This is a genomic window from Streptomyces caelestis, assembly GCF_014205255.1.
GTDB lineage: Bacteria > Actinomycetota > Actinomycetes > Streptomycetales > Streptomycetaceae > Streptomyces > Streptomyces caelestis.
In genome coordinates this window covers 4,482,211-4,500,709 of record NZ_JACHNE010000001.1, presented here as the reverse complement: position 1 = coordinate 4,500,709, position 18,499 = coordinate 4,482,211, and the positions used below count along the sequence as shown (strand labels likewise).

Sequence of the window (18,499 nt, the reverse complement as noted above, 5' to 3'; positions counted from 1 at the left end):
GAGCGCCCTGCAAAAGGCACGTTACCCAGTGCATCACATTTCTGTGAAACCCCTTCTGACCTGGGATTTTGCTTGGATATCCAAGTAAATCGGGAAGGTGCGGAAGGGGCCCTGGTCACAGCCTTGCAGGAGGCCGGAGCACCCGCACGTTAACCCGGTGACCCAGGTCACGGGAAGAGTCCACTTTCTGGCGCGGCGAAACGGCACGCGCGCGTGGGGCCCGTTTCCGGGTCCCACGCGCGCGTGGATCATCCGTTTCGTTCCGGCCGGCCGGCCGGTCAGGGGACCGGCCCTTGGGTCAGCCGCCCTCGCCGCCCGCGCCTCCGACGGCACCGGTCGCGCCGCCCGCGTCGGTGCCGCCCGTGTCGGCCGGCGGCGTCTGCGGGTCCGTGGGCGGCTCGTCCGTCGGCTCGCCGCCGGTCGGCGCCGCGGAGGTCGGCGCGTCCGTCGGCTGGCCGGTGGGCGACTCGGGAGCGCTCTGCGACGGCGTGTACGACGGCGTGTACGACGGCGTCCACTGGCCGCCACCGGAGCTCGTGCCGTTGCCGTTGTCCGTGGACGTGTCGGTCGGCTCGTCGGTCACCTCGTCGCTCGGCGTCTCGCTGGGCGTCTCCTTCTCGGTCGTCTTCGAGGTGGTCGGCGACTGCGTGGTGCCGGGCTCCTTCGTGTCGCCGCCCCTGTTCTGGAGCGCCAGGGCCACACCCGCCGCGATGGCGATCACCGCGAGCACGGCGAGGACCCACAGCTTGCCGCGGCCGCCGCCCTTGTTGCCGTGGCCCTCGAAGCCGCCGTCGTCCCCGCTGCCGTAGCCGGCGGGCAGGATCGGCGACGGGATCTGCGTGGTGCCGGAGGCGTCCCCCGGGTGGCCCATCACAGCCGTGCCGGCGAAGCCGCCCGGCGGGGTGTGCCGGCCCTCGTGCCTGTCGACCGGTCCGGTGTTCCAGGTGCCGGTGTGGCCGCCCTGGTCGTACAGCATCTGGAGCGCGTACTGGACCAGTCCGCGCATCTCCTCGGCCGTCTGGAAGCGGTCGTCGGGCTCCTTGGCGAGGGAACGCATGACCATGCCGTCCAGCTCCGGCGGGCAGGCGTCGGAGGTCTCGGACGGCGGCGTCGGGATGTCCTGGACGTGCTGGTAGACCACCGACAGCGGGGTCTCGCCGGTGAACGGCGGGCGCAGCGCGAGGAGTTCGTAGAGCAGGCAGCCCGTCGCGTACAGGTCGGAGCGGTGATCGACGGCCTTGCCGAGCGCCTGTTCGGGGGACAGGTACTGCGGGGTGCCCATGACCATGCCGGTCTGCGTCATCGTGGACTGCGCGCCGTGCAGGGCGCGGGCGATGCCGAAGTCCATCACCTTCACGGCGCCGCTGTGCGTGATGATGACGTTGGCCGGCTTGATGTCGCGGTGCACGATGCCGTGCTGGTGCGAATAGGCGAGCGCCTCCAGAACCCCCGAGACGATGATCAGGGCCTGCTCGGGGCCCGGCGCCTCGGCGTTCAGCAGCAGGTCGCGGATCGTGCGGCCCTCGACCAGCTCCATGACGATGTAGGGCACGGACTGTCCGCCGACGACGTCCTCGCCGGAGTCGTACACGGCGACGATCGCATGGTGGTTGAGGCCGGCGACCGACTGGGCCTCGCGCGTGAAGCGCGCCTTGGACACCGGGTCCTCGGCGAGGTCGGAACGGAGCAGCTTGACGGCTACGGTGCGCCCGAGGCGGACGTCCTCGGCAGCGAACACCTCGGCCATACCGCCCCGGCCGAGTCTGTGGGTCAGCCGGTACCGGCCGTCCCCGACCAGCCCGCCGTTACCCCAGGACTCCGGCGCGTCCGACATGCCGCCGCCAGTCGCCTCGGGGTCGGACGGGCCCTGAGCGCGCTGCTGCTGTGCCATCAGTCCTCGCCGTCGTTTCTGCCCGCGGTGCGCGCGGTGTTGTTACGGTCTCCGTCGGCCACGCTACAGCCTCCGCGCAAGCCGCCGGTCCGAGACGGGTGCCAGGGCCGGCACGTGACGGACGCGCCATGAAACCTTCGCTCCGCACTGTCGTGCAAATTCTGTGCACCGGCCGTACGTCCCCTGTAACGCTTCCGCGACGCTTCCTTCGCGTACGGTCACGGAACGGGCACCGAGCTTGACGTGTCGGTGCCCTGGGGCAGACTTGGCCGGGAATGGCGGTTGGATCAACGCGGATCAGCGCGAATCAGCGCCGATCAGCGGCAGTCGGCGGCAGTCGGCGGCGCCTCAAGGGCTACGGGGGAAACGGAACATGAGCCAGGACGGCGCACAGGGCCAGTACTCGGGGCAGGCGCTCGCCCGGGGCCGCTACCAGCTGCGCGATCTGCTCGGCCAGGGCGGCATGGCCTCGGTGCACCTCGCGTACGACAGCGTGCTCGACCGGCAGGTCGCCATCAAGACACTTCACACCGATCTCGGCCGGGAACAGGCCTTCCGCGAGCGGTTCCGCCGCGAGGCCCAGGCCGTGGCCAAGCTCACGCACACCAACATCGTCTCGGTCTTCGACACCGGCGAGGACACCCTCGACGGCATGACGACGCCGTACATCGTCATGGAGTACATCGAGGGCCGCCCGCTCGGCTCCGTGCTCGACGAGGACGTACGGCAGCAGGGCGCGATGCCCGCCGACAAGGCCCTGAAGATCACCGCGGACGTGCTCGCCGCGCTGGAGATCAGCCACGAGATGGGGCTCGTCCACCGCGACATCAAGCCGGGCAACGTGATGATGACCAAGCGCGGTGTGGTCAAGGTCATGGACTTCGGCATCGCCCGCGCCATGCAGTCCGGTGTGACGTCGATGACGCAGACCGGCATGGTCGTCGGCACCCCGCAGTACCTCTCGCCGGAACAGGCCCTGGGCCGCGGTGTGGACGCCCGCTCCGACCTGTACTCCGTCGGCATCATGCTGTTCCAACTGGTCACCGGGCGGCTGCCGTTCGAGGCGGACTCGCCGCTGGCCATAGCGTACGCGCACGTGCAGGAGGAGCCGCCGGTTCCGTCCTCCGTCAACCGGGCGCTGCCCCCGGCCGTGGACGCGCTGATCGCCCGCGCGTTGAAGAAGAACCCGAACGAGCGCTTCCCGAGCGCGGAGGCCATGCGGGACGAGTGCCTGCGTGTGGCGGCGTCCTTCCAGGCCGCCCCGCCGAGCATCGTCCCGGGCGCGCAGACCCCGAGCGGTGCGGGCGTCGGCTCGGCCGTGTTCCCGCCGGTCGACCAGGCGGCCCCGGCGCCCTCGGGCCAGGTCCAGACGCCGTACCAGCCGACTCCGCCCCCGAACCCGTACGGCACGCCGGCCCCCTCGGCGGCGGCCTACGGCTATCCGCAGCAGGGCGGGTACCAGACGCCCTCCCCCGCCGCGTACTCCCCGCAGCCGGGTCCGTCGACCCCGCCGCCGTACAACCTGGCGCCGCAGACCGTGCCGGGCTCGTCGGGCGGCGGCAAGAGCAACAAGCCGGTGATCATCGGCTCGATCGTGGTGTCCGTCGTCGCGGTCGGCGGCCTGATCGCGGCCCTGCTGGTGAACGGCGGCAGCGAGGACGACCAGGGCGGCGGGGGCAGCAGCGCGAGTGCGTCGGCCTCGGCGGCCAAGAAGCCGGGCTACCGCGGGCCGGACCCGTCGAAGACGATCGAAACCGAGGAGTGCACGGAGCCGCAGGAGTCGTACAACGACCCCGAGAAGATCCGGATGCCGAGCTTCAAGTTCAAGGACATCACGTCGGTCAAGGCCTGCCTCCAGGCGGCCGGCTGGGAAAAGAAGATCAACACGCTGGACGAGAACACCTACGGCGACGGCGCGGTCATGAACCAGTTCCCGCCCGCCGGCACCGACGTGGACCCGAAGAAGATGCCCGAGATCGTGCTCGGCGTCTCCACGGGCAACCCGCCGGCCTGACCCGCCGTGCGAAGGGCCCGGCAGCCTCGGCTGCCGGGCCCTTCGCACGGCGGGTACGCGGACGCGTTACAGATACGGCCCGCCCGTACGGCCGGCCGACCGGCCGCCCGGGTGCTGCTCGTCGAGGCCGTCATGGCCGACGCCCGGCGGGAGGGCGCGGCGCATCTGCTCCAGCTGGGCGCGGGCCGCCATCTGCTGGGCGAACAGCGTGGTCTGGATCCCGTGGAAGAGCCCCTCCAGCCAGCCGACCAGCTGGGCCTGCGCGATGCGCAGCTCCGCGTCGCTCGGGGTCGTCTCGTCCGTGAAGGGCAGGGAGAGCCGCTCCAGCTCCTCCACCAGCTCGGGCGCCAGACCGTCCTCCAGCTCCTTCACCGAGCTGGCGTGGATCTCCTTGAGCCGGACCCGGCTGGCCTCGTCCAGGGGAGCCGCACGCACCTCTTCGAGAAGCTGCTTGATCATGCTGCCGATCCGCATGACCTTCGCGGGCTGCTCCACCTGTTCCGTGACCGGAGTCTCGCGGGAGTCCTCGTCCCCACCGCCGCCGCTGAGCGCCATGCCGTCCTGGCCCACGACCAGGATCTGCGGGTTCTCCGGCGACCTTTCGTTCCTCGGCATCTCCATGCCGCCATTCTCTCGCACGCCTGCACCTCCCCTCTGTGGTGCCCCCGCCGGAGGCTGATCCACCGTGTCGGAGAAGACGTGCGGGTCAGGCCCCGGGTTGCTCACCAAAGGGTGAATTCGGTTCGTGCGGCGATTCCGCCTGTCGGCCGAACCCGGAGTGCCGGGCGAGTGGGGCGGTGTGAGGCTGATTGCCTCGATCTGACCGAACTTGCCGAACTTGCCCTACCGGGCACGGCGGGAGGGGGTCACCAACGTGACTCCATGGCAACGCGCACTAAGGGCGACGGGACTGGTGGTCGCTCTGGGGGCGGGTGCGGTCGTCTCACCGTACGGGGCCGGCGCCTCGTACGGAGCAGTCCAGTCCGTCCAGTCGCACGGCTCCGTCCTCGCGTACGACGTCCTCGCATACGGCGACGGCCCCGGGGGCGGTGCCCTCGCCGCGCCCTCCGCGCCCTCCGCCCCCTCCGCCCCGGGCGAGCCCTCGCGGGCCGGGAGCCGGGCCGGTGAGGGACGGGAGCGGCCGGGGCGGCCGGTGGACGCCTGGCGGGAGCAAGGCGTCGGTGAGGTCACCGCCGTACCGGAGGAGGACCGGGAGGCCGTCCCCGAGCCCGCCGCTCCGACGGAGCACTCCGTGGGGGAGGCCGCCGCCGCGCGTGCCGAGCGCCCCGTCGGGCCGGTCCTGCGCATCCTGCCGCTGGGCAGCGGCCTGGTCCTGATCGGCCTCGGACTCGGACTCGCCTTCTTCGCCCTGCGGCTGCGGCGGGTCTAGGCCCTTTCGCCTCAGGCGCCCTGCGGGGTGATCAGCAGCACCTTGCCGATGTGGCCGCTCTCCTCCACGACCCGGTGGGCGGCGGCCGCGTCCGGCATCGGGAGCTCGCGGTCGACGACGGGGCGCAGGTGGCCGCCGGCGAACAGGGGCCAGACGTGTTCGCGCACGGCCGCGACGATGGCCGCCTTCTCCTCCAGTGGCCGGGCGCGCAGGGACGCCGCGGTGATGGCGGCGCGCTTGGCGAGCAGGGCGGCGATGTTCAGCTCGCCCTTGACGCCGCCCTGCATGCCGATGATCGCGAGCCGGCCGTTCACGGCGAGGGCCCTGACGTTGCGCTCCAGGTACTTGGCGCCCATGTTGTCGAGGATCACGTCGGCACCGGCGCCGTCCGTGGCCTTCCTGACCTCCTCGACGAAGTCCTGCTCGCGGTAGTTGACCAGGATGTCGGCGCCCAGCTCGGCGCACCGGTCCAGCTTCTCCCTGGTGCCGGCCGTGACGGCCACCCGCGCGCCGACGGCCTTGGCGAGCTGGATGGCCATGGTGCCGATGCCGCTGGAACCGCCGTGCACGAGCAGCGTCTCGCCCGGGCGCAGGTGGGCGATCATGAAGACGTTCGACCAGACGGTGCAGGTCACCTCGGGCAGGGCCGCGGCCTGCTTCAGGTCGACGCCCTGGGGCACGGGCAGCAGCTGTCCGGCCGGGACGACCACCTTCTCGGCGTAGCCGCCGCCGGAGAGCAGCGCGCACACCTCGTCGCCGGTCTCCCAGCCGGAGACACCGGGGCCGATCTCGGCGATCCGCCCGGAGCACTCCAGGCCGGGGTAGGGGGACGCGCCGGGCGGCGGATCGTAGAAGCCCTGCCGTTGCAGGATGTCGGCCCGGTTGACGGCGCCGGCCGTCACCTCGACCAGGACCTCGCCCTCGCCGGGCACGGGATCCGGGACCTCGTCCCAGACCAGCGCCTCGGGCCCACCAGGTTCGGGAATCGTGATCGCATGCATGAGAGGGACGGTACTCCTCGGTCACCGGACCGACTCCGCTCCGCCCCCTGGTCGACTCCGCCTCCGTCGTTGGTCCGGTCCTGGCGAAAATCCATATGCGGGACCGATGAGTTTCCGCGACGGTGAAGGTCTCCCCATGCGTAGCCCACGTACTCGGAAGGACCCGACACATGAGCACGCAGACGTCCGGCCTGGCGATCGAGACCGCGGGCCTGGTGAAAACGTTCGGCGAGACGAGGGCGGTCGACGGAGTGGACCTGTCCGTGCCCGCGGGCACGGTCTACGGCGTCCTCGGCCCGAACGGCGCCGGCAAGACCACCACCGTGAAGATGCTCGCCACCCTGCTCCGGCCGGACGGCGGCGAGGCCCATGTCTTCGGCCACGACATCGTCCGCGAGGCCGACGAGGTGCGCGGCCGGGTGAGCCTCACCGGCCAGTACGCCTCGGTGGACGAGGACCTCACCGGCACCGAGAACCTGGTCCTGCTGGGCCGCCTGCTCGGCCACCACAAGAAGGCCGCCCGGGACCGCGCCGCCCAGCTCCTGGAGGCCTTCGGGCTCACCGAGGCGGCCGCCAAGCAGGTCAAGCACTACTCGGGCGGCATGCGCCGCCGCATCGACATCGCCGCGTCCATCCTGAACACCCCCGACCTGCTGTTCCTCGACGAGCCGACCACCGGCCTCGACCCGCGCAGCCGCAACCACGTCTGGGACATCGTGCGGGCCGTCGTCGCCCAGGGCACCACCGTGCTGCTGACCACGCAGTACCTGGACGAGGCCGACCAGCTGGCGTCCCGGATCGCCGTCATCGACCACGGCAGGGTGATCGCCGAGGGCACCAAGGGCGAGCTGAAGTCGTCCGTCGGCGCCGGATCAGTCCATCTACGGCTACGAGATCCGGACCAGCGGGCCCTGGCCGCGGACCTGCTGCGCCGGGCCCTCGACGCGCAGGTGCAGCTGGAGCACGACCCGGTGGCCCTCACCGCCCGCCTCGGTACGGCGGCGAGCGACGACAGCGCGGCCCAGCAGGCGTCCCGCGCGCTGGGCGAGCTGGCCCACGCCGGGATCACCGTCGACAACTTCTCGCTGGGCCAGCCCAGCCTGGACGAGGTGTTCCTCGCCCTCACCGGCCACGACACGCACGACTCCGGCCGCACCGACGGCTCCGGCCACTCCCACGACCCGAAGGACGAGGTGGCGGCATGAGCAGCGCGACGACCACCGAGAGCAAGGACCTCGCCCCGGTCAGCGCCGAGTCCCTCGCCGCGCTGCTCGTCTCCAAGGAGCGTCCGCCCCGGCCCAGCGCCTGGTCGGCCTCGATGACCTTCGGCTGGCGGGCGATCCTCAAGATCAAGCACGTGCCGGAGCAGCTGTTCGACGTCACGGCGTTCCCGATCATGATGGTGCTGATGTACACGTACCTGTTCGGCGGGGCGCTGGCCGGCTCGCCGAAGGAGTACATCCAGTTCCTGCTGCCCGGCATCCTCGTGATGTCGGTCGTGATGATCACGATGTACACGGGCGTCTCGGTCAACACCGACATCGAGAAGGGCGTCTTCGACCGGTTCCGCAGCCTGCCCATCTGGCGGCCGTCGACGATGGTCGGCTATCTGCTCGGTGACGCCCTGCGCTACACGATCGCGTCGGTCGTGATGCTCACCGTCGGCATCATCCTCGGCTACCGGCCGGACGGCGGGATCGGCGGTGTGCTCGCCGGGATCGCCCTGCTGGTGCTGTTCTCGTTCGCGTTCTCATGGATCTGGACGATGTTCGGGCTGATGCTGCGCACCGAGAAGTCGGTGATGGGCGTCAGCATGATGGTGATCTTCCCGCTCACCTTCCTGTCCAACGTCTTCGTCGACCCGAAGACCATGCCGGGCTGGCTGCAGGCCTTCGTCAACAACAGCCCCATCACCCATCTGGCGTCGGCGGTGCGCGGCCTGATGGGCGGCGACTGGCCGGCCGCCGAGGTCGCCTGGTCGCTGGGCTGGGCAGGGCTGTTCGTCCTGGTCTTCGGGCCGATCACGATGCGGCTGTACAACCGGAAGTAGGTCCTGGTGCCTCGGCCGGCCGCCGCGCACGGGGGAGTGCGTGGCGGCCGGCCTCTTGTCCTGCCGGTCAGCCGCGGGGCATCGGCGGCAACGGCCGGGTGTCGGGCGCGACCTGGGTGCCGGGCGTCGCCCGCACGATCGTGATGAGCCGGTCGGTCAGCTCCAGCTTCCCGACGGCCGGATCGTCGTAGCCGAGCACCCGGTGACCGCGTATGACGCTCACCACCAGGTCGGTGATCTCCCGCGGGATCTTGCCCACCTCGGCCTTGACCACCGGCCGTTCGACGATGTCGAGCCCGCTGCCCTGCTGGATGAGGTCCTCCATCACCATGCCCGCGGAGGGGCTGAGCACGGACAGGCCGAGCAGACGGCCCGCGGCGCTGGCGCTGGTGATGACCGCGTCGGCGCCCGACTGCTTCAGCAGCGGCGCGTTCTCCTCCTCCCGCACCGCGGCCACGATGTTCGCCCCGCGGTTGAGCTGCCGGGCCGTCAGGGCCACCAGGACCGCCGTGTCGTCGCGCTGCGTGGCGATGATGATCTGTCGCGCCCTGTGCACCTCGGCCCGCTTCAGCACCTCGCTGCGTGTGGCGTCCCCGACGATGCCCACGAAGCCCTCGGCGGTTGCGGCGTCGATCGCCTTGGAGCTCGGGTCGACCACGACGACCTGTTCCTTCTTCAGACCCGTCGCACAGACGGTCCGGATCGCCGACCTGCCCTTCGTGCCAAAGCCGATGACGACGGTGTGATCGCGCAACGTGGACCTCCAGCGGTTCAGTCGCCACTCCTCCCGGGTGCGTTCGGTGAGGGCTTCGAGCGTGGTGCCGACCAGGATGATCAGGAACAGCACGCGCAGGGGCGTGATGATGAGGATGTTCGTGAGCCGGGCGGCGTCACTGGCCGGGGTGATGTCGCCGTAGCCGGTGGTGGAGAGGGTGACGGTCGCGTAGTAGAACGCGTCGAGGAGGGTGAGACCGCCACCCCCGTTGTCTTTGTAGCCGTCGCGATCGGCGTAGACGATCAGCGCGGTCGCGAGGAGGACCACCAGTGCCATCGAGAGCCGCTTGGTGACCTGGCGGATCGGGTGCTCCACCACTTTCCTCGGGAGTTTCACCCGATGGGTCACCAGATGCTCGTCCGCCTGGCGGGCAATCGCGTCCTGGCCCGGAAGTTTCACGTGAAACACACCCCGATTCCTCCGGACGCCCAGGGCAGGTCGAGCAGTTCCGCCTCCTGCCCCGGGCGTGCACCGCCCGGTGGTACGACGGCCAGCGCGTCGGCCGCCGCGATGCCGCGCAGCATGGCCGGTCCGTTGTAGTGCAGCGGCACGGCCTGGTCGCCCCGCAGGACGACGGGGACGAGCCGGGTGTCGTACGGGTGCCCGTGCACGGCGTCCCTGAGCGGCAGTGTGTACGGCTCCGGTGCCGGTCGGGCCGCGAGGGTCCGTAGCAACGGCTCGGCGAGCGTCAGCAGTCCGGAGACGGCGGCGAGCGGGTTGCCCGGCAGGCCGACGAGGTGCTGCTCCTCCGTGATGCGGGCCAGCAGCATGGGGTGGCCGGGGCGCACCGTGACGCCGTCCACGAGGAGTTCGGCACCGATGCGGCGCAGGGTGGGGTGGACGTGGTCGACGGGGCCCGCGGCGGTGCCGCCGGTGGTGACGACGACATCGGCGTCGGACCTGGTGACCGCCTGGTGCAGGGCTTCGGCGTCGTCCCCGACGCGTCGTACGGCGGTGACCTCGGCGCCGAGCGCCCGCAGCCAGGGCGGCAGCATCGGGCCGAGCGCGTCCCGGATCAGACCGTCGTGCGGCCGTCCCTCGGCGAGCAATTCGTCGCCGAGGACGAGGACGTCGGCACGAGGGCGTGGGACGGCGGTGACGGTGTCGTATCCGGCCGCTGCGGCGAGACCGAGTACGGCCGGGGTGACGAGCGCGCCGACGGGGAGCAACTGGTCGCCGCTGCGGCACTCCTGGCCGCGTGGGCGGATGTCCTGGCCGGGGACGACGTCCCTGGTCGCGTGCAGACGGCCCTTGTCGTCGGTGCGGCCGTGCTCGCTGCGCAGGACGGCGGTGGTGTCCGGGGGGATGCGGGCGCCGGTGGCGATCCGGACGGCCTCGCCGTCGGTGAGGGCCTCGTGCGCGGCGTGCCCGGCCAGGACGCCGTCGTCCCGTACGTCCCAGGGGGCGGGCCCGGCGACCGCCCAGCCGTCCATCGCGGAGGTGTCGAAGGAGGGGAGGTCGGTGAGGGCGTCGAGGGGGGCGGCCAGGGTGAGGCCGAGGGCGGCTTCGAGAGGCACGGAGACGGGCCGGCGGCGGGTGGCCCGGGCGATGCTCCGGGCAGCGCGTTCGGCGATGAGCCGGGCCTCCGGCCAGGGGGTGGCGTGGTGGCGGGCGTCGGGCCGGGGGGAGGTGTCCGGCCGGCCGGATGTGCGGCGGCTGTCCGTTTCGCCTCGTTCGGCGGGGCCGGGCAGGTGGTTGCTGTTGTTCACGAGGGCGAGCACCTCCTCGACGTCGAGGTCCTCGGCGTCCTCGCCGGCGCGGGTACCGTGCGGGGTCATCCGGCGTCCGGACGGGTGTCGGGTGTCGCGTCGGGAGCGACGTCACCGTGGGCGGGGGCGCTCCGGGACCGGGCGCCGGAGGGCTGGGCCTCGGTGGTGCTCTCCTCCGCCCAGCGGACGGCGAGGGCCGCGGCCTTGCGGGCGGCCTCGGCGACTGCCTCGGGGCTTCCGCCGGCCCGCGCGGCGGCATAGCCGACGAGGAAGGTGGTCAGCGGTGCCGCGGGCCTGGCCACACCGTGGGCGGCGTCGCGGGCGAGGTCGAGCAGAAGGCGGGTGTCGACGTCGAGGTCGATCCCCAGTTCGTCCTTGACGGCGGAAATCCATTCATCCAACACGTGCCCATGCTCCCTGATACGTGCCCTGGCGATGGCGATGTCGTCCCAGGTGTCGCAGTCGAAGGACGCGACGGGGTCGGAGATACGGGTGAGGTTCAGCTCGGCGACGAGGCGCCGCAGCGGCAGACCGGCGAGACGGTCGTGCCGGTCGGTGAGGAGCGCGAGTGCCTCGCGCAGCCGAAGCGCGTCGTACGCGGCGACGAGGGGCTGGTCACGGCCCTCGGGGTCGGTCAGCAGCACGCCGTCGGCGCCGCTCGCCCGGAGCGTGCTCAGCAGCCGGTCGACCGTGTGCTCCTCCAGGAACGGCAGATCGGCGGAGAGCACCACGACGTGCTCCGCCGTGGTGTGCCGGAGCCCGGCGTCGAGCGCGGCGACCGGTCCGCCGCCGGGTGGGTCCTCGTGGGCCCAGGTCACGGGCCGGGCCGTCGGCCGGGGCGCGGCGACGACGACACTGCTCCGGGCGCCCGCGCACGCGGCGAGCACGCGGTCGAGCAGGGCCCGGCCGCCCACGCGCACACCGGGTTTGTCCGCGCCGCCGAGCCGGCGGGCGGCACCCCCGGCGAGCACGACGGCGTCGTACGCGGCGGGGTCCGGCCGCTGCGCGGGGCCGGAACCGGTGCCGGGTTCACCCGGGAGCTCGTACGCGGTCACACCACGAGTATGCGTGCCCCCGCGATCACAAGGAACGCGGGGGAACCGACACGATCATGGGCGCCGGCTCGCGGGGCGAACAGGAATCACAGCGTCCGCCGTCCCGGGGGCCCGGCCGAATCACAGCCCCCGGTCCTTTCGGGGACGGACGGAATCACAGCCCCCGTCCTTCCAGGGCGGGACGGGCTCACAGCGTCCGCAGCAGCACCGCCGGTTGTTCCACGCAGTCCGCCACGTAGCGCAGGAAGCCGCCCGCCGTGCCGCCGTCGCAGACCCGGTGGTCGAAGGTGAGCGAGAGCTGGACGACCTGCCGCACCGCCAGCTCGCCCTCGTGCACCCAGGGCTTGGGGACGATGCGGCCGACGCCGAGCATGGCCGCCTCGGGGTGGTTGATGATCGGTGTGGAGCCGTCGACGCCGAAGACTCCGTAGTTGTTCAGCGTGAACGTCCCGCCGGTGAGTTCCGCGGGCGTCAGCGTCCCGTTCCGGCCCGCCTCGGTCAGCCGGGCGAACTCCGCGGTCAGCGACTCGGCGTCGCGCGCGTGCGCGTCCCGGACGACCGGGACGACGAGCCCCCGGTCGGTCTGCGCGGCGAAGCCCAGGTGCACATGGTCGAACCGGACGACTTCCCTGGCCTCCGTGTCCACGGTGGAGTTGAGCTCGGGGAAGCGGGCGAGGGCCGCCGTGCAGATCCGGGCCAGCAGGGCCAGGAGGGAGATCTTCGGGCCGCCGGCCGCGTTCATGGCCGTGCGCGCCCGCATCAGCTCGGTGGCGTCGGCGTCCACCCAGCACGTCGCGTCCGGGATCTCGCGGCGGCTGCGCGCCAGCTTGTCGGCGACGGCGCCACGGACGCCCTTGAGCGGGGTGCGGATCTCGCCGTGGGCCGCTGTCGTGGTGGGCTGCGGTGCGGTGGCCGTACTCGTCGGCTGCGGCACGGGTGTGTGAGGCTCCGCCGTCGGCGCCGCCGCAGCGGATCGGGCAGCGGCACGCAGCGCGTACTCGACATCCGCCCGCAGGATCAGCCCGTCGGGGCCGGACCCGGTCAGCTCCCGCAGGTCAAGGCCGTTCTGCCGGGCCAGCCGGCGGACCAGGGGCGAGATCACGGGGACGGGGCCGTCCTCGGTCTCGGCACCGGCATGCCCGTTCACCGCCCGGGAGCCTGCCGCGGAGGCACCGGACACCGGCCCCGGCCTGTCCTGCCGCACCCTGCGTCGCCGCGCGGGCGCCTCGGACGTGCCGTACCCGACCAGGACGTTGCCAGAACCCTCGGCACTGGCGGCCCCGGCATCCCCGGCACCGGCAGCCGGCCGCTCCCCCACCGCCACCGTGATCAACGGCGCCCCGACGGGCAGTTCCGTGCCCTCCTCACCGAAGCGGGCCGTGACCACACCGCCGTAGGGGCAGGGCACCTCGACCATGGCCTTGGCCGTCTCGACCTCGACGACCGGCTGGTCGACGGCGACCACCTCACCGACCTCGACCAGCCAGCGCACGATCTCCGCCTCGGTGAGCCCCTCGCCCAGGTCGGGCAGCTTGAACTCGAGCACCTGTGCCATCAGCTCTCGGCCTCCCACTGAAGACGCCCCACGGCATCCAGGATCCGGTCCACACCGGGCAGGTGGTGGCGCTCCAGCATCGGCGGCGGATACGGGACGTCGAACCCGGCCACACGCAGCACCGGCGCCTCCAGATAGTGGAAGCAGCGCTCCGTGACCCGGGCCGCGATCTCCCCGCCCGGGCCGCCGAAGGAGCCCGACTCGTGGACCACGACCGCGCGTCCCGTCCGCCGCACCGAGGCGCACACCGTCTCGTCGTCGAACGGCACCAGGGAGCGCAGATCGACGACTTCGAGGTCCCAGCCCTCGGCCCGGGCCGCCTCGGCCGCCTCCATGCAGACGGGTACGGACGGCCCGTAGGTGAGGAGCGTGGCGCTCCGGCCCGAGCGCCGCACCACCGCGCGGCCGATCGGCTCGACGGGCGCCGGCTCCTCGGGGTTCCAGGAGTCCTTCGACCAGTACAGCCGCTTCGGCTCCAGGAAGACGACCGGGTCGTCGGAGGCGATCGCGGCGCGCAGCAGCCCGTAGGCGTCGGCGACGGTGGCCGGCGTGACGACATGGAGCCCCGGAGTCGCCATGTAGTACGCCTCGGAGGAGTCGCTGTGGTGCTCGACGCCGCCGATGCCGCCGCCGTAGGGGACGCGGATGGTGATCGGGAGCGGCATCTTGCCGCGGGTGCGGTTGCGCATGCGGGACACGTGCGAGATGAGCTGTTCGAACGCCGGATAGGCGAACGCGTCGAACTGCATCTCCACGACCGGACGCAGGCCGTACATGGCCATGCCCACCGCCGTGCCCAGGATGCCCGCCTCCGCGAGCGGGGTGTCCGTGCAGCGGTCCTCGCCGAACTCCTTGGCGAGTCCGTCGGTGACGCGGAAGACGCCGCCGAGGGTGCCGACGTCCTCGCCCATGACGTGCACGGCGGGGTCGGCGGCCATGGCGTCGCGCAGCGCGCGCGTGAGGGCCTGCGCCATGGTGGCCGGCTTGACGGCGACGGTGGTCATCGGTGCGTGCCCCCTTCCGGTGCGGTCTCGGCCGCGGCCTCCAGCTCGGCCCGCAGCTGGTCCCGCTGCTCGCGCAGGTGGGAGGTGGGCTCGGCGTAGACGTGGGCGAACAGGTCCATGGGGTCGAGCACCGGGTCCTGGTTCATGTGCGCGCGCAGGTCGGCGGCCATCGCCTCGGCGGCGTCCCGGGCGGCCTGCTTCCCGGCCTCGTCGAGCAGGCCGCGCGCGGTCAGCTCCCGCTCCAGCAGCTGGATCGGGTCGTGCTCGCGCCAGGTCTCGACCTCGGCGTCGCCGCGGTAGCGGGTCGCGTCGTCGGCGTTGGTGTGGGCGTCGACGCGGTAGGTGATCGCCTCGACGAGGGTGGGGCCGCCGCCCGCGCGCGCGTGGCGCACGGCGTCGCTCAGCACCTCGTGCACGGCGGCGGCGTCGTTGCCGTCGACCAGGCGGCCGGGCATGCCGTAGCCGACGGCCTTGTGGGCCAGCGACGGGGCCGCGGTCTGCTTGGCGAGCGGGACGGAGATCGCGAAGCCGTTGTTCTGCACCAGGAAGACGACGGGGGCCTGCCAGACGGCGGCGAAGTTCAGCGCCTCGTGGAAGTCGCCCTCGCTGGTGCCGCCGTCGCCGACCATGGCCAGCGCGACCACGTCGTCGCCCTTGAGGCGGGCGGCGTGCGCGAGGCCCACGGCGTGCGGCAGCTGGGTGGCGAGCGGGGTGCACAGGGGGGCGACCCGGTGTTCGTACGGGTCGTAGCCGGTGTGCCAGTCGCCGCGCAGCAGCGTGAGCGCCTCGACGGGGTCCACCCCGCGCGCCACGACGGCGAGCGTGTCGCGGTAGCTGGGGAAGAGCCAGTCCCGCTCCTCCAGCACGAGCGCGGCGGCGATCTCGCAGGCCTCCTGGCCGGTGGTGGAGGGGTAGACGGCGAGGCGGCCCTGCTTGGTGAGCGCGGTGGCCTGCGCGTTGTAACGGCGACCGCGGACCAGCTGGGCGTAGAGCGTCCGCAGCAGTTCCGGGTCGGCCTTCGCGGCCGCCTCGGTGCCGAGGACGCGGTACGGCTCGGCGTCGGGCAGCAGCGGCGCGGGGTCCGTGCGGGGCTGCCAGGCGGGCGGCGGGGTCGGCCGGTACGCGCCCCGCTGCTCCATGACCGTCATGACGGCACCTCCTCGTGGGAGCGGCTTCGTGCAGGCGCGTCGGCTGTGATGCGCCTCACCTACCGATTGTTCGGTCGCCGGCACATTTTGGCTACGGGTGGCCTCAGGCTGTGGACAAACGGTTCTCCACAGCCTGAGATGGACGCAGTACGTCCATGGCAGGGAGGCGGGCGCAGGTGGCATCTGAACAAATGGCCGAGAGCCAGGACGACAGCGTCCTGCTGCCGCCGCCGCGTCCGCTGGACGCCATCGACCAGGACATCCTGCGCATGCTCCAGGCGGACGGCCGCGCCTCGATACGGTCGGTCGCCGAGCGGGTGCACGTCTCGCGCGCCAACGCCTACGCCCGCATCAACCGGCTCGTCGAGGACGGCGTCATCCGCGGTTTCGGCGCCCGGGTCGACCACGAGCGGGCAGGTCAGGGGACGTCCGCATACATCACCCTGAAGATCGTGCAGAACTCCTGGCGCACGGTGCGCGAGGAGCTCAGACAGCTGCCCGGCGCCTCGCACATCGCCCTGGTGGGCGGCGATTTCGACGTGCTGCTGCTGGTGCATGTGTCCGACAACCGGGCGCTGCGCGAGCTGGTGCTGACCCGGCTCCAGGCGATTGAGCAGGTGCTCAGCACGCGCACGCTGCTGGTCTTCGAGGAGGAGGACCTGGAGCCGCAGGGCTGAGTCATCCGGCTTTGCGCAGGCCCCCGAACGCCAGCTGCACCACCGCGTCGGCCACCTCGCGCTCGTTCATGCCCCGCCCGCCCGGCTTGTACCACTCGACAATCGAGTTGATCATCCCGAAGACCAGCCGGGTCACCAGCCGGACCTCTATGTCACCGCGCACGTCCCCGTCCGCCGCCGCGGCCTTGAGCAGGTCGGCGACCCGGTGGTCGAAGTCGCGGCGGCGCTCCAGGGCCCACCGCTCGGTGTCCGTGTTGCCGCGCACGCGCAGCAGGAGGGTCACATAAGGCAGTTCGGCTATGAGCACCTCGACCATGCGCCGGACGACGTACTCCAGACGCTCGGCGGCGCGCCCCACGCGCGCGTGCTCCTCGTCGAGGATTCCGAAGAGGCCGTCCAGGGCCCGGCTCACGGCCCGGCGCAGCAGCTCCTCCTTGCCGGTGACGTGGTGGTAGATCGACGACTTGGAGATGCCCGCCGCCTTGGAGAGGTGCTCCATGGAGGTGCCGTCGTAGCCGCGCTCGTTGAACACCCGGACGGCGACGGACAGCAGGGTGTCCGGCGTGTAGGTGTCGCGTTTGGCGGTGGTCATGAGGCTGTGCCCTCCCGCTTGTCGGAGGCGTGGGCGTGACGGTACAGCGCGAGGGACGGCGCGTAACGCCCCGAGGGGTCGCGCAGGTGGAGGTCGTCCAGGAGCGCGTAGGCCCAGGAGCGGCCGAGCCGGCGGCTCCACTCGAAGGGCCCCAGGGGGTAGTTGACGCCGAGGCGCATCGCGGTGTCGACGTCCTCCTCGGTGGCCACGCCCTTGGCGACGGCGTCGTGCGCCAGGTCGATGATCCGCGCGACCGTCCGGGCGACGATCATGCCGGGGACGTCGCCGATGACGGTGACCTTCTTGCCGAGCGCCTGGAACAGGCCGATGGCCTCGGCCAGGGTCTGCGGGGAGGTGTCCTGGGATGCGGACAGGGCGATCCGGGTGGCCTTGCGGTAGTCCAGGGCGAGGTCGAAGTAGACGACGTCCCGGAACTCCACGGAGGTCTGCCCGTCGGCGAGGGCGAGCTGGCCGCCGCTGGGCAGCACGAGGCGGGTGCCGTTGTCCTCGTCCTCGTCGCGGACCTGGATGCCCGCCTCGCGGATCAGCGCGAGCAGGTCCCCGGCCTGGGCCAGGTCCCCCTCGGCGACGACGTACGCGGGCGGCTGCCGCTGCTCCGCCGTGTCGGGTTCCGGACGCTCGGCGCCGTCCCGGTGGTCGTACCAGCCCTGGCCGGTCTTGCGGCCCAGCCGGCCGGACTCGACCAGGCGCCGCTGGGCGAGGGACGGCGTGAAGCGCACGTCCTGGAAGAAGGACTCCCAGACCGACCGCGTGACGGACTCGTTGACGTCCTGGCCGATCAGGTCGGTCAGCTCGAAGGCGCCCATCCTGAAGCCGCCCGACTCGCGCAGCACGGCGTCGATGGTGGCCGGGTCGGCGCCCTGCGCCTCGTGGACGGCGAAGGCCTCGGCGTAGAAGGGCCGGGCGATGCGGTTGACGATGAAGCCGGGGGTGTCCGCGCAGGCGACCGGCGTCTTGCCCCAGGCGCGGGCGGTCTCGTACGCGCGCGTGGCGTACGTGACGTCCGTGGCGAAGCCGGAGACGACCTCGACCAGCGGCAGCAGCGGGGCGGGGTTGAAGAAGTGCAGGCCGACGAAGCGGCCGGGGACGCGCAGGGCGCCGCCGATGGCGGTGACGGACAGGGACGAGGTGTTGGTGGCGAGCAGGCAGTCGTCGTCGACGATGCCCTCCAGCTCGCGGAACAGGTCCTGTTTGACGTCCAGCCGCTCCAGGACCGCCTCGACGACCAGGGCGCAGTCCGCCAGCTCGGAGAGGTTCTCGGCGGGCAGCAGCCGGGCGCGGGCGGCGTCCCGGTCGGCGCCGGTGAGCTGGTCCTTCTCGACGAGCCGGTCCAGGCGGGCCCCGATCGCGTCGGCGGCGTCCCGCGCCCGACCGGGAAGGGTGTCGTACAGCCGTACGGGATGGCCCGCGACCAGCGCGACCTGGGCGATTCCCTGGCCCATGGTGCCGGTGCCGACGACGGCCACGGGGCTGCTGAGGTCGAGTGCTGTCATGTGCGCGATCCTCCCGCACGGGGTTTTCCACAGATGCGGCGGACCCCCTTGAACCGACCGATCGTTCGGTTACTCTAGCTCTGTCCGAGTGTTCCTGCCCAGGTTTCTGCCCAGGTCATGAACT

General features: G+C 72.2%; 16 protein-coding genes. 5 read left to right on the top strand and 11 right to left on the bottom strand.

Translation table 11 applies throughout. From position 1 onward, the window contains the following. Nucleotides 1-298 precede the first annotated feature (298 nt). Entirely contained in the window at nucleotides 299-1,891 is a 1,593-nt protein-coding gene (locus HDA41_RS20475) for a protein kinase domain-containing protein (RefSeq protein ID WP_184985927.1), read from the bottom strand. A 373-nt stretch (nucleotides 1,892-2,264) separates the two neighbouring features. Here HDA41_RS20475 and HDA41_RS20470 point away from each other — a divergent pair, with 373 nt between their 5' ends. Further along, nucleotides 2,265-3,905, top strand: coding sequence for a protein kinase domain-containing protein (locus HDA41_RS20470; protein WP_184985925.1), 1,641 nt, complete (start codon nucleotides 2,265-2,267; stop codon nucleotides 3,903-3,905). A gap of 66 nt (nucleotides 3,906-3,971) precedes the next feature. Here the strand turns inward: HDA41_RS20470 and HDA41_RS20465 are convergent, their stop codons facing one another. Further along, on the bottom strand, nucleotides 3,972-4,526 hold the full coding sequence (locus tag HDA41_RS20465) for a bacterial proteasome activator family protein (protein ID WP_184993587.1): 555 nt from the start codon (nucleotides 4,524-4,526) through the stop codon (nucleotides 3,972-3,974). A gap of 292 nt (nucleotides 4,527-4,818) precedes the next feature. Here HDA41_RS20465 and HDA41_RS20460 point away from each other — a divergent pair, with 292 nt between their 5' ends. After that, the gene (locus HDA41_RS20460) at nucleotides 4,819-5,295 is read left to right on the top strand and encodes a hypothetical protein (protein WP_184985923.1); all 477 of its coding nucleotides are present in this window, start codon (nucleotides 4,819-4,821) and stop codon (nucleotides 5,293-5,295) included. 11 nt (nucleotides 5,296-5,306) lie between these two features. Here the strand turns inward: HDA41_RS20460 and HDA41_RS20455 are convergent, their stop codons facing one another. Beyond that, a complete protein-coding gene (locus HDA41_RS20455) occupies nucleotides 5,307-6,296 on the bottom strand; it encodes an NAD(P)H-quinone oxidoreductase (protein ID WP_184985921.1) in 990 nt (329 codons plus the stop codon). A gap of 170 nt (nucleotides 6,297-6,466) precedes the next feature. On the opposite strand from HDA41_RS20455, the gene HDA41_RS20450 reads away from it, so the two are divergent. Next, nucleotides 6,467-7,501 carry an ATP-binding cassette domain-containing protein gene (locus tag HDA41_RS20450; protein ID WP_184985920.1) on the top strand — a complete coding sequence of 345 codons (1,035 nt, stop codon included), beginning with the start codon at nucleotides 6,467-6,469 and terminating at the stop codon, nucleotides 7,499-7,501. After that, nucleotides 7,498-8,346 (top strand): ABC transporter permease, encoded by an 849-nt coding sequence (locus HDA41_RS20445; protein ID WP_184985919.1) that lies wholly within the window; start codon nucleotides 7,498-7,500, stop codon nucleotides 8,344-8,346. The genes HDA41_RS20450 and HDA41_RS20445 overlap by 4 nt, the downstream gene beginning before the upstream one ends. A gap of 67 nt (nucleotides 8,347-8,413) precedes the next feature. Here HDA41_RS20445 and HDA41_RS20440 read toward each other — a convergent pair whose 3' ends face one another. From HDA41_RS20440 to pdhA, 6 genes are all read right to left on the bottom strand, one after another. After that, a complete protein-coding gene (locus HDA41_RS20440; protein WP_184985918.1) occupies nucleotides 8,414-9,520 on the bottom strand; it encodes a potassium channel family protein in 1,107 nt (368 codons plus the stop codon). Then, a complete protein-coding gene (locus tag HDA41_RS20435) occupies nucleotides 9,517-10,899 on the bottom strand; it encodes a molybdopterin molybdotransferase MoeA (protein ID WP_184985917.1) in 1,383 nt (460 codons plus the stop codon). Before HDA41_RS20435 ends, HDA41_RS20440 begins: the two co-directional genes overlap by 4 nt. Beyond that, a complete protein-coding gene (locus HDA41_RS20430; protein ID WP_184985916.1) occupies nucleotides 10,896-11,885 on the bottom strand; it encodes an NTP transferase domain-containing protein in 990 nt (329 codons plus the stop codon). Before HDA41_RS20430 ends, HDA41_RS20435 begins: the two co-directional genes overlap by 4 nt. A gap of 187 nt (nucleotides 11,886-12,072) precedes the next feature. After that, complete coding sequence (locus tag HDA41_RS20425) at nucleotides 12,073-13,440, bottom strand: dihydrolipoamide acetyltransferase family protein (protein WP_184985915.1); 1,368 nt, start codon at nucleotides 13,438-13,440, stop codon at nucleotides 12,073-12,075. Further along, nucleotides 13,440-14,444, bottom strand: coding sequence for an alpha-ketoacid dehydrogenase subunit beta (locus HDA41_RS20420; RefSeq protein ID WP_184985914.1), 1,005 nt, complete (start codon nucleotides 14,442-14,444; stop codon nucleotides 13,440-13,442). The genes HDA41_RS20425 and HDA41_RS20420 overlap by 1 nt, the downstream gene beginning before the upstream one ends. Further along, entirely contained in the window at nucleotides 14,441-15,592 is a 1,152-nt protein-coding gene (gene pdhA, locus HDA41_RS20415; RefSeq protein WP_184985912.1) for a pyruvate dehydrogenase (acetyl-transferring) E1 component subunit alpha, read from the bottom strand. Before pdhA ends, HDA41_RS20420 begins: the two co-directional genes overlap by 4 nt. 191 nt (nucleotides 15,593-15,783) lie before the next feature. Between pdhA and HDA41_RS20410 the strand changes: the two genes are divergently transcribed. Next, on the top strand, nucleotides 15,784-16,269 hold the full coding sequence (locus tag HDA41_RS20410; RefSeq protein WP_184993585.1) for an Lrp/AsnC family transcriptional regulator: 486 nt from the start codon (nucleotides 15,784-15,786) through the stop codon (nucleotides 16,267-16,269). A gap of 1 nt (nucleotide 16,270) precedes the next feature. Here HDA41_RS20410 and HDA41_RS20405 read toward each other — a convergent pair whose 3' ends face one another. Together HDA41_RS20405 and HDA41_RS20400 are read right to left on the bottom strand one after the other, a co-directional pair. After that, nucleotides 16,271-16,861, bottom strand: coding sequence for a TetR/AcrR family transcriptional regulator (locus HDA41_RS20405; RefSeq protein WP_184985909.1), 591 nt, complete (start codon nucleotides 16,859-16,861; stop codon nucleotides 16,271-16,273). Then, nucleotides 16,858-18,375 (bottom strand): 3-hydroxyacyl-CoA dehydrogenase, encoded by a 1,518-nt coding sequence (locus tag HDA41_RS20400; protein WP_184985908.1) that lies wholly within the window; start codon nucleotides 18,373-18,375, stop codon nucleotides 16,858-16,860. Before HDA41_RS20400 ends, HDA41_RS20405 begins: the two co-directional genes overlap by 4 nt. Nucleotides 18,376-18,499: the final 124 nt, after the last annotated feature.

What these genes read in the sequence shown, in the direction of transcription:
- HDA41_RS20475 (WP_184985927.1), bottom strand. Translation starts at nt 1,891, where the DNA reads ATGGCACAGCAGCAGCGCGCTCAGGGCCCGTCCGACCCCGAGGCGACT.
- HDA41_RS20470 (WP_184985925.1), top strand. Translation starts at nt 2,265, where the DNA reads ATGAGCCAGGACGGCGCACAGGGCCAGTACTCGGGGCAGGCGCTCGCC.
- HDA41_RS20465 (WP_184993587.1), bottom strand. Translation starts at nt 4,526, where the DNA reads ATGGAGATGCCGAGGAACGAAAGGTCGCCGGAGAACCCGCAGATCCTG.
- HDA41_RS20455 (WP_184985921.1), bottom strand. Translation starts at nt 6,296, where the DNA reads ATGCATGCGATCACGATTCCCGAACCTGGTGGGCCCGAGGCGCTGGTC.
- HDA41_RS20450 (WP_184985920.1), top strand. Translation starts at nt 6,467, where the DNA reads ATGAGCACGCAGACGTCCGGCCTGGCGATCGAGACCGCGGGCCTGGTG.
- HDA41_RS20445 (WP_184985919.1), top strand. Translation starts at nt 7,498, where the DNA reads ATGAGCAGCGCGACGACCACCGAGAGCAAGGACCTCGCCCCGGTCAGC.
- HDA41_RS20435 (WP_184985917.1), bottom strand. Translation starts at nt 10,899, where the DNA reads ATGACCCCGCACGGTACCCGCGCCGGCGAGGACGCCGAGGACCTCGAC.
- HDA41_RS20425 (WP_184985915.1), bottom strand. Translation starts at nt 13,440, where the DNA reads ATGGCACAGGTGCTCGAGTTCAAGCTGCCCGACCTGGGCGAGGGGCTC.
- HDA41_RS20420 (WP_184985914.1), bottom strand. Translation starts at nt 14,444, where the DNA reads ATGACCACCGTCGCCGTCAAGCCGGCCACCATGGCGCAGGCCCTCACG.
- pdhA (WP_184985912.1), bottom strand. Translation starts at nt 15,592, where the DNA reads ATGACGGTCATGGAGCAGCGGGGCGCGTACCGGCCGACCCCGCCGCCC.
- HDA41_RS20410 (WP_184993585.1), top strand. Translation starts at nt 15,784, where the DNA reads ATGGCCGAGAGCCAGGACGACAGCGTCCTGCTGCCGCCGCCGCGTCCG.
- HDA41_RS20405 (WP_184985909.1), bottom strand. Translation starts at nt 16,861, where the DNA reads ATGACCACCGCCAAACGCGACACCTACACGCCGGACACCCTGCTGTCC.
- HDA41_RS20400 (WP_184985908.1), bottom strand. Translation starts at nt 18,375, where the DNA reads ATGACAGCACTCGACCTCAGCAGCCCCGTGGCCGTCGTCGGCACCGGC.